At 62.2% G+C, this 13,875-nt stretch carries 14 protein-coding genes and 1 tRNA gene; 7 read left to right on the top strand and 8 right to left on the bottom strand.

What is annotated here, in order from left to right:
- Positions 1–16: 16 nt before the first annotated feature.
- On the bottom strand, positions 17–2,266 hold the full coding sequence (locus tag FJ959_RS19520) for an exopolysaccharide transport family protein (RefSeq protein WP_140631562.1): 2,250 nt from the start codon (positions 2,264–2,266) through the stop codon (positions 17–19).
- Between the two features lie 253 nt (positions 2,267–2,519).
- On the opposite strand from FJ959_RS19520, the gene FJ959_RS19515 reads away from it, so the two are divergent.
- The 4 genes from FJ959_RS19515 to FJ959_RS19500 all read left to right on the top strand — a co-directional run bounded on the left by FJ959_RS19515 (position 2,520) and on the right by FJ959_RS19500 (position 7,123).
- Positions 2,520–3,083 carry a polysaccharide biosynthesis/export family protein gene (locus tag FJ959_RS19515; protein ID WP_140493982.1) on the top strand — a complete coding sequence of 188 codons (564 nt, stop codon included), beginning with the start codon at positions 2,520–2,522 and terminating at the stop codon, positions 3,081–3,083.
- Positions 3,084–3,092: 9 nt separating this feature from the next.
- The gene (locus tag FJ959_RS19510; RefSeq protein WP_140631559.1) at positions 3,093–4,223 is read left to right on the top strand and encodes a glycosyltransferase family 4 protein; all 1,131 of its coding nucleotides are present in this window, start codon (positions 3,093–3,095) and stop codon (positions 4,221–4,223) included.
- A 93-nt stretch (positions 4,224–4,316) separates the two neighbouring features.
- Positions 4,317–5,852: an undecaprenyl-phosphate glucose phosphotransferase gene (locus tag FJ959_RS19505; RefSeq protein WP_140493986.1), complete on the top strand. Its 1,536-nt coding sequence runs from the start codon at positions 4,317–4,319 to the stop codon at positions 5,850–5,852.
- Entirely contained in the window at positions 5,849–7,123 is a 1,275-nt protein-coding gene (locus FJ959_RS19500; protein WP_140493988.1) for an O-antigen ligase family protein, read from the top strand. The genes FJ959_RS19505 and FJ959_RS19500 overlap by 4 nt, the downstream gene beginning before the upstream one ends.
- Positions 7,124–7,203: 80 nt before the next feature.
- On the opposite strand, the gene FJ959_RS19495 is transcribed toward FJ959_RS19500, so the two are convergent.
- The 3 genes from FJ959_RS19495 to FJ959_RS19485 all read right to left on the bottom strand — a co-directional run bounded on the left by FJ959_RS19495 (position 7,204) and on the right by FJ959_RS19485 (position 9,880).
- Positions 7,204–7,713 carry a DUF892 family protein gene (locus FJ959_RS19495; RefSeq protein WP_140493990.1) on the bottom strand — a complete coding sequence of 170 codons (510 nt, stop codon included), beginning with the start codon at positions 7,711–7,713 and terminating at the stop codon, positions 7,204–7,206.
- Positions 7,714–7,830: 117 nt separating this feature from the next.
- A complete protein-coding gene (locus tag FJ959_RS19490; RefSeq protein ID WP_140493992.1) occupies positions 7,831–8,433 on the bottom strand; it encodes a DUF4142 domain-containing protein in 603 nt (200 codons plus the stop codon).
- Between the two features lie 49 nt (positions 8,434–8,482).
- Entirely contained in the window at positions 8,483–9,880 is a 1,398-nt protein-coding gene (locus FJ959_RS19485) for a cytochrome B6 (protein WP_140631556.1), read from the bottom strand.
- Between the two features lie 389 nt (positions 9,881–10,269).
- Here FJ959_RS19485 and FJ959_RS19480 point away from each other — a divergent pair.
- Positions 10,270–10,346 (top strand) — tRNA-Pro (locus FJ959_RS19480).
- Between the two features lie 46 nt (positions 10,347–10,392).
- Here the strand turns inward: FJ959_RS19480 and FJ959_RS19475 are convergent.
- Both FJ959_RS19475 and FJ959_RS19470 read right to left on the bottom strand, forming a co-directional pair.
- Positions 10,393–10,854, bottom strand: coding sequence for a YbaK/EbsC family protein (locus FJ959_RS19475; RefSeq protein ID WP_140521801.1), 462 nt, complete (start codon positions 10,852–10,854; stop codon positions 10,393–10,395).
- Between the two features lie 138 nt (positions 10,855–10,992).
- A complete protein-coding gene (locus tag FJ959_RS19470; RefSeq protein WP_140493999.1) occupies positions 10,993–11,277 on the bottom strand; it encodes a helix-turn-helix transcriptional regulator in 285 nt (94 codons plus the stop codon).
- A gap of 285 nt (positions 11,278–11,562) precedes the next feature.
- Here FJ959_RS19470 and FJ959_RS19465 point away from each other — a divergent pair, with 285 nt between their 5' ends.
- Positions 11,563–12,174 (top strand): hypothetical protein, encoded by a 612-nt coding sequence (locus FJ959_RS19465; RefSeq protein ID WP_140583720.1) that lies wholly within the window; start codon positions 11,563–11,565, stop codon positions 12,172–12,174.
- Positions 12,175–12,394: 220 nt separating this feature from the next.
- The gene (locus FJ959_RS19460; protein ID WP_140494001.1) at positions 12,395–12,580 is read left to right on the top strand and encodes a hypothetical protein; all 186 of its coding nucleotides are present in this window, start codon (positions 12,395–12,397) and stop codon (positions 12,578–12,580) included.
- A 282-nt stretch (positions 12,581–12,862) separates the two neighbouring features.
- Here the strand turns inward: FJ959_RS19460 and FJ959_RS19455 are convergent, their stop codons facing one another.
- Both FJ959_RS19455 and FJ959_RS19450 read right to left on the bottom strand, forming a co-directional pair.
- Complete coding sequence (locus FJ959_RS19455; protein WP_140515713.1) at positions 12,863–13,165, bottom strand: hypothetical protein; 303 nt, start codon at positions 13,163–13,165, stop codon at positions 12,863–12,865.
- Between the two features lie 100 nt (positions 13,166–13,265).
- Entirely contained in the window at positions 13,266–13,805 is a 540-nt protein-coding gene (locus tag FJ959_RS19450; RefSeq protein WP_140494005.1) for a MerR family transcriptional regulator, read from the bottom strand.
- Positions 13,806–13,875: the final 70 nt, after the last annotated feature.

Below are 13,875 nucleotides of genomic sequence, written 5' to 3'. Positions count from 1 at the left end.
GCGCCGCTCATCGGACTCAAGCCGCCGAGCGCCTTCCCGGCACCGGGGTGCCCGGCGGTTCGTGGCCGAGCGGGGTCACCAGCGTCAACTCCGGATAGCCATTCTCGATAAGCTTGACGGCGGCCTGCGTCACCTCATCATCCGGCTCCAGCATGGAGAGGAACACCTCGGTCGCATCGCCACCCAGACGGCTGATGCCTTGGGCGTCGGCGGGACCGCATTCGACCACCACCAGGTCATAGGCGGTGGTCAGCGATTGCATGATGATCGGCAGCCGGTCGGCGGCGCGCATGGCGCGAACCGGATCGGCGGTGCCGACAGGAATGACATGGCAGTCGGAATAGAGGTCGGGGTGGATGACTTCGCTGAACTGCGCCTGCGACGCGAGCAGATTGGTGATGCCCGGGAACAGTCCGCTGTCGAGCATCGGTCGCGAGGCGGCGCCGGAAGCCGTGAGGTCGAGCAGCAGCACGCGCAGGCCGGCGTCGGAGACCTCACGCGCCACCAGGATCGCGGACGCGGCCGCCTCGTCACCTTCGGGCGACACGAAGATGGCGCGCGCGGCGCCGCTTGCGATCAGCTTTTCCGCCGCTTTTTCAACGTCGATCTCGCCCAGCACCGAACGCGGCCTGGTTTTGGCGACCGGGACGGCCTCGGCAACAGGGACGGTTTCGGCGACCGGTGCGCCGGCGGCGGGTTCGACCTCTATGGCAGATTCCGCCGGCGAGGGCAGATCCGGTTCCACCATCATCTCCGGTTTCACCGCTTTCTCAGCGTGGTGCTCAGGCCCGGACTCTGGAATGATCGTCGTTTCCCTGGCCGCGACCGGCATCGCCACCTCGTCGATCGGCTCGAAGCGAGCGCCGCTGGCCGGGCGCATGGCGCGGCCGGAAAAGAGTTCGCGCAGCAGCGTGAACACCGACATGAGCAAAAGCGAGGCGGCAAAAGCAGCACCGACGATCGGCCCGATCTTGGGGAAGTAGGCCTCGGAAGGCACTACGGCCTTCGAGATGACACGCGCGTCGACCGGCACGTAATTGCGATCCTGGCGCGAAGCCGCCTCGCGGTAGTTGGTCAGGTAAAGTTCGAGCTGCTGGCGCTTGGCGGCAGCGTCACGCTGCAGCGCATCGAGACCGACCTGCTGTTCGCCTGCCTCCGCGGAAGCCGCCTTCAGCGTGTTGACGTCGGCGACGAGCTGGCTCTCACGTGACTTGGCGGCATCGGCCTGCATAGCCAGCCCCTTCATCACCTTCTGAGCTTCGCTGCGGATCTGCGCGTCGAGATCGGCCAGCTGTGATTTTGCCGCGCGAATGCGCGGATGATTGTCGAGCAGCGTCGTCGACAGGTCGGCGATGTTAGCGCGCAGTTCGACCTGCCGTTCGCGCAAGCGCTGGATCAGAGCGGATGACAGCACCTCGGGCAGCGAATCCAGCGAGCCGCCATTCTGCAGCGCCTTGCGCACGCTGTCGGCGGTGCCCTCGGCGGCGGCGCGGTTGGCCCGCACCCGCGACAATTCGGTCGACAGTTCGGCCAGTTGTTGGGTGGCGAGCACAGAATTGTTGCCGCCCACCAGAAGGTCCGACTGGGCGCGATAGGCGGCGACCTTGGCCTCGGCATCCCTGACCTGCTTCTGCAGATCGGCGATCTCGGGAGCCAGGAAGTCCGCCGCGGCGGTGTTGGATTCGAGCTTGGCCGCGCCCTGCCCGGCAATGTAGGCGGCGGCAATGGCATCGGGGATAGCAGCCGCGAGCTTGGGATCTTCCGAGGAGAACTCGATGGCGATGATACGCGTCTTTTCGACGCCATAGACGTTGAGCTTCTCGCGCATCTTCTTCAGGACGCGTTCGTCGACCGGAATATCCATGGGATCGTTCTTCAACCCCACCAGGATCAGCAGGCGGTTGAGAGGCGACATATCGACAGTTTCGTCGAATTCGTGCAATCGCGACAGATCAAGCTTCTGCGCTACCTGCTTGAGGATTTCGTTGGACGAAATGATCTGGACCTGGGTGGCGACGCCTTGCTCATCGAGGATAGGCTTGTCGCTGTCATTGCTGCCGGCCGGGCGCGTGTAGACGGATTCACGCGTATCGATCTGAACCTGCGTCTGGGCCTTGTAGTGCTTGGTTGCCAGCGAAGCGAGCGCAAACGCCAACCCGGTAACCACCAGGGAGACGACCAATATTCGCAGCCAGTTCCTCGCCAGGCTGGCGAAGAGCTGCCTGAGATCGACGTCAACGTCTGCGGCCGTGGACTGAACGGACATGCATCCTACTCCGATACGGATCGCATGCACCGTAAACAACTATGGTAACTCAGCCGTTAAGATCACAGGAAGCTTCCGTCAGGACTTACTGGCAGGCGCCAAGCAAAACCGTCAAAGTTATAAAACTCCTGCCGATCGATGCCGTATCGATCGCGCCCTTTACCGGCCATTAACCCTAACAGGACGATAACGGACGCGCTCTCAGATGTTTGCTGCGACGCCGCAGCGGCCAGTCGAAGGTATGTGTCCTGTCATGAAAAGCACTGCTTCCCTCTTTCGCGCGCTGCTTGCCGTGTCGATGCTTGCTGGCTGCTCCAGCTACCGGCCGACGCCGGCCGCCTTCCACGAGGTGCTCGATCAACCCTATCGCCTGGGCGCGGGTGACCGCGTCCGCGTCACCGTGTTCGAGCAGGACGGGCTGACCAACACCTATAGTGTCGACCAGTCCGGATATCTCTCCTTCCCGCTGGTCGGCGCCGTGCCGGCCCGCGGCCACACCGCCCAGCAGATGGAAAAGGAAATCGCCGACAAACTGCGCCAAGGCTATCTGCGCGATCCCGATGTTTCCGTCGAGATCGACCGCTACAGGCCTATCTTCGTCATGGGCGAAGTGGGCGCCGCCGGCCAGTATTCCTATGTGCCCGGCCTCACCGTTCAGAAAGCCGTCGCCATTGCCGGCGGCTTCACGCCGCGCGCCAACCAGGAAAGCGTCGACATCACCCGAGATATCAACGGCAAGGTGATGACCGGCCGGGTTGTCACGTCAGACCCGCTGCTGCCCGGAGATACTGTCTATGTGCGTGAACGTCTGTTCTGACGAACACACGTGGCGGACAAACTCAGGATCGTCCATTGCTTTCGTTCACCTGTCGGCGGGATCTTTCGGCATGTGCGGGACCTCGCGGAAGCTCAGGTCGCCGCCGGCCATTCGGTCGGCATCGTGTGCGATTCGGCCACAGGTGGGGAATACGAGGAGCGCCTGTTCGAGCGGATGAAGGCCATGCTGGCGCTCGGCATCCATCGCACGCCGATGCAGCGCCATGTCGGACTGGGCGATCTCGCCTCGGCCTGGCGCACCTACGGAATCATCAAGGAATTGCGGCCGGACGTGCTGCACGGGCACGGCGCCAAGGGTGGCGCCTATGCCCGTCTGTTCGGCTCACTGTTGCGGGTATCAAGGTCTCGCGTAGCCCGCCTTTATTCGCCGCATGGCGGTTCTCTCCACTATGACGAGAGCACGTTCACGGGAAAGCTGTTCTTCGCGCTCGAGCAATCCATGGCTCACTTCACCGACTGTCTGCTGTTCGTCTCGGACTATGAGCGACGCACCTATCGCAGGAAGGTCGGCGAGGCGCCCATTCCGAACGCGCTGGTCTACAATGGCCTGCGCGCGGCTGAGTTCGACCCCGTTCCGGAGAAGCCCGGAATGGTGGACCTGCTCTACATCGGCATGATGCGTGACCTCAAGGGACCCGACATCTTCATCGACGCGCTGGCCCTTGCCGGGACACGGCTCGGACGCCCGCTGGGCGCGGTCATGGTGGGCGACGGCGACAACCTGCCTCGGTACCGCGCGCAAGTGAGGCGGCTCGGGCTTGACGGCAATGTGCGTTTCCTGCCGCCGATGCCGGCCAGGGATGCCTTTGCGCTGGCCGCGCTGGTCGTCGTTCCTTCGCGCGCCGAAGCCTTGCCGTATGTCGTGCTCGAGACGCTGGCGGCGGGAAAACCGATGATCGCCACGGCCGTTGGCGGCATACCGGAGATCTTCGGCGCCGATTCCCCTGCCCTGATCAGACCTGATCCGTTGCAGCTTGCCGACAAGATCGCCGAAGCGCTGGCCGATCCCGCCGCCTATCGAAAACTGATGCCCGATCGCGCCGATCTGGAGGCACGCTTCGGAGCCGATGTCATGGCTGCCGAGATCGAGAAAGCGTATTTCGCGGCGCTGGCCAAATAAACCACCGGCCCAAGCCCTTCCAAAGCCACGCGTTGTTTCAAGGGTTTCTTAGCTCTCTTTTGCTATTGCCTGGGGGAAGCTTGCGGAAATCCCATGAACGAGATCGATCCCGTGCACCGCTTTTCGGCAGAGGCTGTGCGCAAACTCGACACCCCGACCGATGGCGGCATGCCGGGCGGCATGAATGATGTCGCCCGTCAGGTCGCCTCGCAATACCGGCGCGATACGATGTCGCCGATCATGGTCAGCGGCGTCCTGCGGATGGTCGAGTTCGCAGTGCTGTTCCTTTCCGGCCTCGGCGTCTATTTCTACTTTGTCGGCTTCTTCAACTATTTCGCCTGGCAATATCCGCTGACGATCGCCGCCGCGTCGTTCCTTGCAGTGGTGCTGCTCGACGTCACCGATTGCTACCAGATCGTCTCGCTCATGCGGCCGATCGCCAATTTTGGACGTTTGCTGCTGGTCTGGGCCGGCACGTTCGCCCTCATGGCGCTGACGGCATTCGTGATGAAGATATCTGAAAACTATTCACGATTGCTGTTCGGCACCTGGTTCGCCGTCGGTTTCATTCTCATCTTCGGCCTGCGGCTGGTGATGTCGAAGCTGATCCGGCGCTGGGCGCGCGACGGCCACATGGAGCGGCGCGCCGTCATCGTCGGCGGCGGCAAGGCAGCGGAGGTCCTGATCCGCTCGGTCGAGAGGCAGCCCTACAACGACATCCGCATTTGCGGCATTTTCGACGATCGCAGCGACAAACGCTCGCCGCCTATCGTCGCCGGCTATCCCAAGCTCGGCACAATCTCGGAGCTGATCGAATTCGCCCGCATCGCCCGCATCGACATGCTGATCGTGTCGCTGCCGCTGACCGCCGAATCGCGCGTGCTGCAATTGCTGAAGAAACTGTGGGTGCTGCCGGTCGACATCCGGCTGTCGGCGCATTCGAACGCGCTGCAGTTTCGTCCACGCGCCTATTCCTACATCGGCTCGGTGCCGATGCTCGACATCTTCGACAAGCCGATCAACGACTGGGATTCGGTGGCCAAGCGCGCCTTCGACATCGTTTTCAGCCTGATCGGCATCGTCGTGTTCTCACCGGTGATGCTGGCGACCGCTATCGCCATCAAGCTCGACAGCAAGGGACCGGTGCTGTTTCGCCAGAAGCGGCATGGTTTCAACAATGAGGTGATCGAAGTCTACAAATTCCGCTCGATGTATGCCGACCGGTCGGACCCGACCGCCAGACAGACGGTCACCAAGAACGACCCGCGCGTTACCCGCGTCGGCCGCTTCATCCGCAAGACCTCGATCGACGAGCTGCCGCAGTTCTTCAATTCGCTCTTGGGTTCGCTGTCGCTGGTCGGCCCGCGGCCGCACGCGATTGCCGCGCAGTCGCACAACCTGCTCTACAACGAAGTGGTCGACGGCTATTTCGCGCGCCACAAGGTCAAGCCCGGCGTTACCGGCTGGGCGCAGATCAATGGCTGGCGCGGCGAGATGGACACCAACGAGAAGATCCGCATGCGGACGGAATACGACCTCTATTATATCGAGAACTGGTCGATGCTGTTCGACCTGCGGATCCTGTTCCTGACGCCGATTCGGCTGCTCAACACGGAAAACGCCTATTGAGCGCGGTCACCCATGACCTGCCGCGCGCGGCGGTCAATGCGAAGCTGATCGCGCTGATTTCCTCGGGCGCGGTCGGGCTCGGCATCCTGCTTTCCGGCTTCGTCATCAGCGAGCCGGCTCCTTACGAGATCTACATGGCCGGCCTGATCGCCATCTGGGCGCTTTTCGGTTTGAGGATTTCGCACGCGGCCGCGCCGCTGCTGGTGCTTCTGGTGACGATGAATATCGGCGGCATGATCGCCATGACGCAGATGTCAGACCTCGCCAACACGCCGCTCTACCTTGCAGTGTCGCTGTTTCTCGCCTTCAGCGCGGTCTTCTTCGCATCGGTCACCGCCACGCAGCCGAGCCTCTACCGGCTGATCTTCATTGCCTATGTCGTATCCGCGGTGATGACTTCGCTACTCGGCATAGCAGGGTATTTCCATGCCTTCCCGGGCGCGGAGATGTTCACCAAATACGACCGCGCCGCAGGCGCCTTCCAGGACCCGAACGTGTTCGGGCCGTTCCTGGTGCTGCCCGGCATCTATCTGCTCTATCTGCTGCTGACCGGGCCGGTCTCGCGCATGCCGCTGCTGGCGGTGCCGCTGCTCATCATCACATCAGGCATCTTCTTTTCCTTCTCGCGCGGCGCGTGGGGCATGTTTGCCGTCTCTGCCGTTCTGCTCACCGGCTGTCTGTTCCTTCAGAGCAACAGCGGCATGTTCCGGCTGCGCGTGGTGGTGATGACCATCGCGGCATTGTCGCTGCTGGCGATCGCCATGATCGTCATCCTGCAGCTGCCCGGCGTGGCGGAGATGTTCTCCAACCGTGCCCATCTCGAACAGAGCTACGACACCGCCCGCCTCGGCCGCTTCGCCCGCTATGCGATCGGCTTCCAGATGGCGATGGAGCATCCGTTCGGCATCGGGCCTCTGGTGTTCGGCACCATCTTCGGCGAGGACACCCACGATATCTGGCTGAAGATGCTGATGGACTATGGCTGGCTCGGCTTCGTGTCGTTCCTGACGCTCGTCATCTGGACGATATGTGCCGGATTCCGCATCCTGCTGCGCGACCGGCCATGGCAGCCTTATCTCCTGTGCGCCTATGTCGCCTTCATCGGCAATGTCGGGCTCGGCACCTTCATCGATATCGACCATTGGCGCCACGTCTACCTGCTGCTCGGATTGGTCTGGGGCGCGATCGCGCTGGAACACCGTCATCAGCGGCAATTACGGCTGGCGATGCCGAAAGCTTCACGTGACCGCGGAGCGCTATCGGCTCGATAGTCGCCGCCGCCGACAGGCAGCGCGCGCTGCCGCTGTCGCACGATCATGGCCGGCGAAATTCGACGCGATGACAGGCCCGATTATCGTTTTGCGGCATCGCTGTCGGCCGCGGCGCGAGACAGGAACATCTGCGTCGTCTCGGCGAGATGGCTCTTGAGCCAATCCGCCATCGCCTCCTCTTCGCGCAGATTCTGCTCAGACACACGCGCCACCTCGGCCTCCCCTTCGGCGTTGGCCGCGGCGATGAGCATCGTGTAGGAGGCAATCTCCATATGCTCGAAAGTATAGCTGGCGAGCGAGCCCTTCATCACCTCGTCGCCGGCAAACACGCCGCTGATCGACTGGGCCATGGCGGTGAGCTTGCCGCCTGCGTCTTTCATCGCGGAGGATCCCTCTCCGATCCGGTCAAGACAGCTTTTGAGGCGCGAGGCCTGCTGCCGCGTCTCGTCGAGATGCTGACGGATGCGGTCGCCGAGTTCCGGATAGCTTTCGAGGCGTGACAGTTGCCCGGAGAGCATCGTCTCGGCCTGCTCCTCCATGGCGTGAGCGTCTCTCAGCCACTGTATCAACCAGTCGCGCGATTGTGTCATGAAGGTCTCCCTTGGGTTGCTCGCCCAAACCGCGAGTGGAGAGCATTGTTCCGCCCGGGCTATGGCAGGTTCGGCCAGAGGCGCTGCCAACGCGCGGATTGGCCGCCGACGCGACGGTCACTTCTTGCTCTGGCCCGAGGCATCGGCCAATGCCGGGTTCACCAGCTTGCTGCGGACGTCCCGCGCCATTCGCAGATGCTCCAGTACGGCCGGCAGGATATCCGAGGCGAAATGCTGGACATCCGGATCCTGGCCGGAGCCGATCTCCCATTCAAGGAGTTGCACAGTCTTCTGATGCTCGACGATCTGGCCGCTGATGTAAGCCAGATCGAATTCGACGCCTGTAAGCTTTTCCAGCCTGGTACGCATCTCCTCGTGCTCGGCATCCAGCCCAGGCGGAAGCGGCATCTTGGCCGCTTCGGCGAGCGACTTCAGCCTGTCGTTCGCCCTCTGGTGGTCGTCAACCATCCTGCGGGCAAAGTCTTTCACCGCGGCATTTTCGGATTTTCCGGCAAGCTCGCCGAAGCGGACCTCGGCCAGACCGCCAGCAGCGGTAAGCTGCGCGAACAGCCGGTCCTGATAGTTGGTTTGGTGAGGCATTGGCTTGCCGGGAGATTCCTTCATCGTGTCCGGCGCCATGCCAGCCGGATTGCCGAACTGGGCGAAGGCGGTGGCGGCAGGCAGAAGCGCAAGCCCCACGACAGTTGCGAGTAGACGCATGCGAACCTCCTCGGGAAGCGTATCGCGCCGGATATCACGGCGCGCTTTCTCAGAGCACGAGCAGATAGGCGACCAGCGCGTCCTTTTCCGATTGGTCGAGTTTGGTGCCCAGCACCAGATTGAAGAACTCGACCGTGTCGGCGAGCGTCATCAGGCGGCCGTCATGCAAATAGGGCGGCGTGTCCTTGATGCCGCGCAGCGTGAACGTCTTGATCGGACCGTCGGGAAGCTCGACCATGTCGTTGACGGTCTGTCCTGCTTTGTAGAAACGATCGAGCTTCAGATCGTGCATGTTGTTGTCCATGAAGGACGTCTGCGGATTGTGGCATTGGGAGCAGCGGCCCTTGCCCATGAACACCGCTTCCCCTTTCAATTCCTCTGCTGACGCCAGTGCCGGATCGAGGCGGCCAAACGGATCGAGCTTAGGCGCCGGCGGGAAATCGATGATGTTTTGCATCTGTGCCATCATCGCCACCTGGTTCGGGCGGTCAGGCAGGTTGACGCCCTTGCGGGTGGCACTGACATGATCGCCATTGAAATACGCGGTGCGCTGCTCGAATTCGGTGAAATCCTCCACGGACCGCAATGAGCGCTTCGATCCATGTATCTGCTGGTTGAAGAGGCCGCGCAGACTGGTGGTGTCGAGACGGAAGCGCGCCGCCTGCGGCCTGATGTCGGGTGTCTGATGGAAGGCGGCGTTAGTGTTGAAATTGGAATGGCAATCAAGGCAGGCGACACCCATGCTCTGGCCAGCGACCTTGCGGTCCTCGGTCTGATTGAACTCTTCCTGCGGGAATGGCGTCAGCAGAAGCCGCAAACCCTCCATCTGTACTGGGGTGATGATGCCGTTCATGATCTCGTAGTAATTGCGGATGGTAAGCAGTTCGCCGCGCGAGACATCGCCGAGTTCAGGGTGGGTGGTCAGGAAAATCGGTGGCGGGAATTCGGGCGTCAGGTGATCGGGAAGATCGAAATCGACGTCGAAGCGGCGCAGATCACGGCCTTCCTGGCGGCCGATCTCGCGGATTTCCTTCTCGGGAAACACTTGGCCTCCGGCAGCCTGCTTGACATGAGGTAGCGGCAGGAAGCCAGCCGGCAGAAGACCCTGGTCACGAATATCGCCGGGGCTCATCGAGCTTAGCCTGTCCCAGGTCGAGCCACCCGCCAGCTTGACCCTGACGCCACCCTGGACCGGCTTCTTGCCGTCGGTCATCATCACGCCCGGTATCGGACGGTCAGCCAGATCATAACGTTGCTCCAAAAGCTTCTTCTGACGCTCCGTCACGCCAGGCTTCTGCGCCTCGTCATCGGCTTTCACCGCGGAAAAGGGCTGGCTCGGCAATGGCCGATAGGTGATGTCAGGAGGCAGCGGATCCGAGAACGCACTGATGCTGGCCGCCGCGACGATGATCGCGCACGGAAGGCCGATATGGAGTTTGCCGGTCATTTCGTCCCTCCTAAGTTCCCCGGACGGTTGCCAAACCGGACCGGGGGCGGTTTGTTCCAAGGCGGGAGTTGGCGAAAGGGAATTTATTTCCGCCACCGGATTGAGCCATCGCCGGGCCCGTCATCTCTGAATGCAGGGCGACATCTTCCCCGCCTCGAACGGCGACGCCACGTTTGGAAAGCAATTCCCGGCCAAGAGGGCCCCGACAGGTGGAGGCATTTACTCTGAAGGAAGCCTTGCTCATGGCATGGTCCACGGAGCGACCCGGGAACGCCCGTGGGACTTCCGGTCAGGTTTGACGCGATTTATCGGCGATGGTTGGTTCTGCTTCCGGAGGCGGTTTTAGCGCTTGCGCGCCAAGCCTCGAATATATATGGCTTTGCGCGGTCCGGAGTGTAGCGCAGCCCGGTAGCGCACTTGACTGGGGGTCAAGGGGTCGTCGGTTCGAATCCGGCCACTCCGACCATTTTAAACAAGGACTTACCCCCAAAGTCCGTCTCATCTATCGCCATCTACCCCTGGCACACATCGACCCATTCGGCGCCGGTGAGATCAGCCATGCGTTGCGGTGCGATCCGCACCGCCGCGTTGGTGGCGCCGGCGGCGGGCACCACCTCTTCGAAACCGCGCAGCGACACGTCGCAATAGACCGGCAGCGGCGCCGGCAGGCCGAAGGGGCAGACACCGCCGACCGGATGGCTGGTTGCCTCGATAACCTCAGCGGCCTCCAGCATGCGCGGCTTACTGCCGAACCGATCCTTGAACTTGCGATTGTCCAGCCTGGCGGTGCCGCTGGTCACGACCAGCATGGTGCGTTCGCCGACGCGAAGGCAGATCGTCTTTGCGATCTGCGCCGGCAACACGCCGTGCGCCTGCGCAGCCAATGCTACGGTTGCCGAACTCGCGTCAGTCACGATCACGTCGATGTCAGGCGCCTTGCTGGCAAAGAAGGCACGAACGGATTCCAAGCTCATCGAAACCCCGCGGATCGAAATGACGAAGCAGCAAGCTAGGCCGGCGCGTCCATAAACACGTGCCGAAGCCTTCAGTCACGGCAAACAGAAAACCCGCCAAGGTCCCCGGCGGGTTTTCGAACATGCATGGCACTGGCGCTACAGCGCGGGGCGGTCTTGCGCGGCCCGCGCCTGCACGGCCGTGCCGAGCAGCGCCTCCTGAGGAAGCCGAAGCGCCGACGCAATACGGCGCAGTTGCGACGGATCGGCCGTCCTGCCGTTCTCGATATCCTCGATTTCGTCGACCGACAGACCGGTTGTCAGGGAAAGCTCCTCGACACTGTATCCCCTGGTTTCCCGAATCGTTCTGAGGGCGCTATGGCCTTGCCCGGCTTCGCTGGCAACCAGTTCCGGGAGGGGTTCGCGCTTTGCACTGTATGGCATTGGCAACTCCGTTGGCTGAAAGAGTTTGATGAAAATGGTGTTGCCTGAGACGGCGAGAACATGCCCGCTTGCGGGTGATTTGCCAAGTCACAAACTGGCCGTCACAGCATCGTGAACCATGCCTGGCGGACGCCGCTCGCAACCGCTCTCGATCAAGTTCTTTTGAACACCTGATCACCTCGTCCCTCGATGATTTTTACGACCCCGTTCGTTGGTTCAATTGCGCCGGCGCGAAACCCAAGACGTTGCCGGCGCGGCTGTCATTTTCCTGAAAGGATCAATGCGATGAAATTGCGGACAATCATGATCGTGCTCGGCACGCTTTCCAGCCTTGGCCTTGCTGCAACCAGCGCGCCGGCGGCAGACACGGTGCGGGTGCGCGGCGTCGTGGCCAGTTCCGACCAATCCCAGCTGACGGTGAAAAACCGCCAGGGTGGCATGGATAAGATCAAGCTCGCTGCCGGATGGAAGATATCGGGCGTCGCGGGCGCGTCGGTAAAGGACATCAAGCTCGGCGATTTCCTCGGCATAGCATCCGTGTCGAAAGCCGATGGCGGCAGCGGCGCGCTCGAGGTCGTGGTGTTTCCCGCAGCCTTGAAAGGCACGGGCGAAGGCGACCGCGCCTGGGACCTCAAGCCCAACAGCCGCATGACCAACGGCACCGTCGCCGACGTGACCGACGTGAATGGCCGCGCGGTGACGCTGACCTATGACAACGGCCAGACAAAGAAGATCTCAATCCCCGACAAGACACCGGTCGTCACCTTCGCGCCGGCCACGCCGGGCGATCTCAAGCCCGGCGCGCCCGTCGTGGTCACCGCGACGCGCGGCGCCGACGGCACGCTGAGTGCCAACCGCGTCGTGGTCGGCAACAATGGCGTGGTCCCGCCCATGTAAGCCGGTTGCGTCTGCGGCCCCGTACCGAAATTTCTCCCGCTCATCGGCGCTGTGGGCTCAGCCTGTCGGCGGAGCCCACAGGCTGCGCCGCCAGACACATTCCAGAAACAAAATTCTATATTCGGGAAATACTGACGAAAAAAATCGGGAGCGTAATCCCGCTCGCGGCGAACAGGCTGTTGGCCTGATTCAGATTGCCTGCGAAAAAAGGAAGATATCCATGAAGAAGTCCCTCCTCTCGGCCCTCGGGCTTGCAGTTGCACTTGCATTCACCATGCCAATCCTCGGCGCGACCAGCGCTGATGCCGCGCCGATGCACAAGCATCACCGTCATCATCGCAAGCACCATCGCAGCCACCACTACCATCATCACCACCACCACAAGGTTATGGGCAAGAAGGCCTGAGCTTAACCGACTGCCAATGAGAAGACCGGCTTTGGCTTCTTGTTCGAAGCCGGTCTTCTCCTGGTTTCCTCCGGATACGCGCCGTATCAGCGCGATCTCGCAGCGCTACAACGAGCGCCTGCTCTGACGAAAAAACCCCTGTTCGTGCTGCAGACCGACAAGCTGGGGCTATGGCCCTTTTTTCGTGGCACCCACAGGCGCCGCTGTCCTAAACCGGGTGCACTTTCGGGCAACATGAATCGCCCGCGCACCGATCCAGCGGAACCGAGGAATAAATAAAGGTCAGCGCCGGCTGAACAGCAGACTGGCGACCAGACCAAGCACCACAAAGCCGATCGCCGCGGCCGTCGCCGGATGCTCGCGGGCGGATTTCTCGATCGCCCTGCCCCGCTCGCGGATCGCCGGCAACGCATCGTGCAGACGTTCCGCAAGGTCGGAATACGTGTCAAGCGCCGCGTCGCGACCGTCTTCGTAATAGGCGCCGCCCCGCCTGGACGCAGCCTTCTTCAGGGCCGCCAATTCCCTGGAGAGTGCAGCGACCCGCCTGTCGAGATCGACGTCCGAGAGGGTCGAGAATAATGCCATGATGCGTTTCCTTGTCTGCTCAAGCCTTGTCTTGCTCAAGAAAACGTAACGCATCACCCAAAGGCGGGTTCCCGTTCTTCAGGCGCCGGCCGGTTGCCCGTCAGCGCACTTGGTCGAGGAGGCGCTTGCATTCGAGGAGGTCGAACAACGCTTCCTGCAACAGCGCGCGATTGTCCCGCGACAGTTTCGAAGCGTCCGGCTGGACCGGGCCTTCCTCGTCGCTCTTGCCAAGACCGAAGAAACGGCGGCTGGGCTTGACCCTCGGCTGGCCAACCAGTTCGTCATCTCCGCCGCGCGGCTGCGCTGCCGCCGTCAACGGCACCTGGTCGGCCTGCTTTCGTTGCGAGATCGCCTCGACGGCGGCCATATCGCCATTGCCGATGGCAACCAGGAAATGGTTGCCGTTTTCGCGCAACAGCTTCTGCACGCCCTTGATGGTGTAGCCCTGGTCGTAGAGCATATGGCGAATGCCCTTGATCAGTTCGACATCCTGCGGCCGGTAGTAGCGGCGGCCGCCGCCGCGTTTCATCGGCTTGATCTGGTTGAAACGCGTTTCCCAGAAGCGCAGCACGTGCTGCGGCAGATCGAGGTCTTCGGCGACCTCGCTGATGGTGCGAAAGGCGTCAGGGCTCTTGTCCATGGGCGAAATCCTCACACTGGAGCATGATCCCGGGACATGGGAACCGGCGTTCGAACGAGATTCCCTCGAC

The organism is Mesorhizobium sp. B2-2-4 (assembly GCF_006442375.1).
Classification (GTDB): Bacteria; Pseudomonadota; Alphaproteobacteria; order Rhizobiales; family Rhizobiaceae; genus Mesorhizobium.
This window is presented reverse-complemented; position numbering and strand designations above follow the sequence as displayed.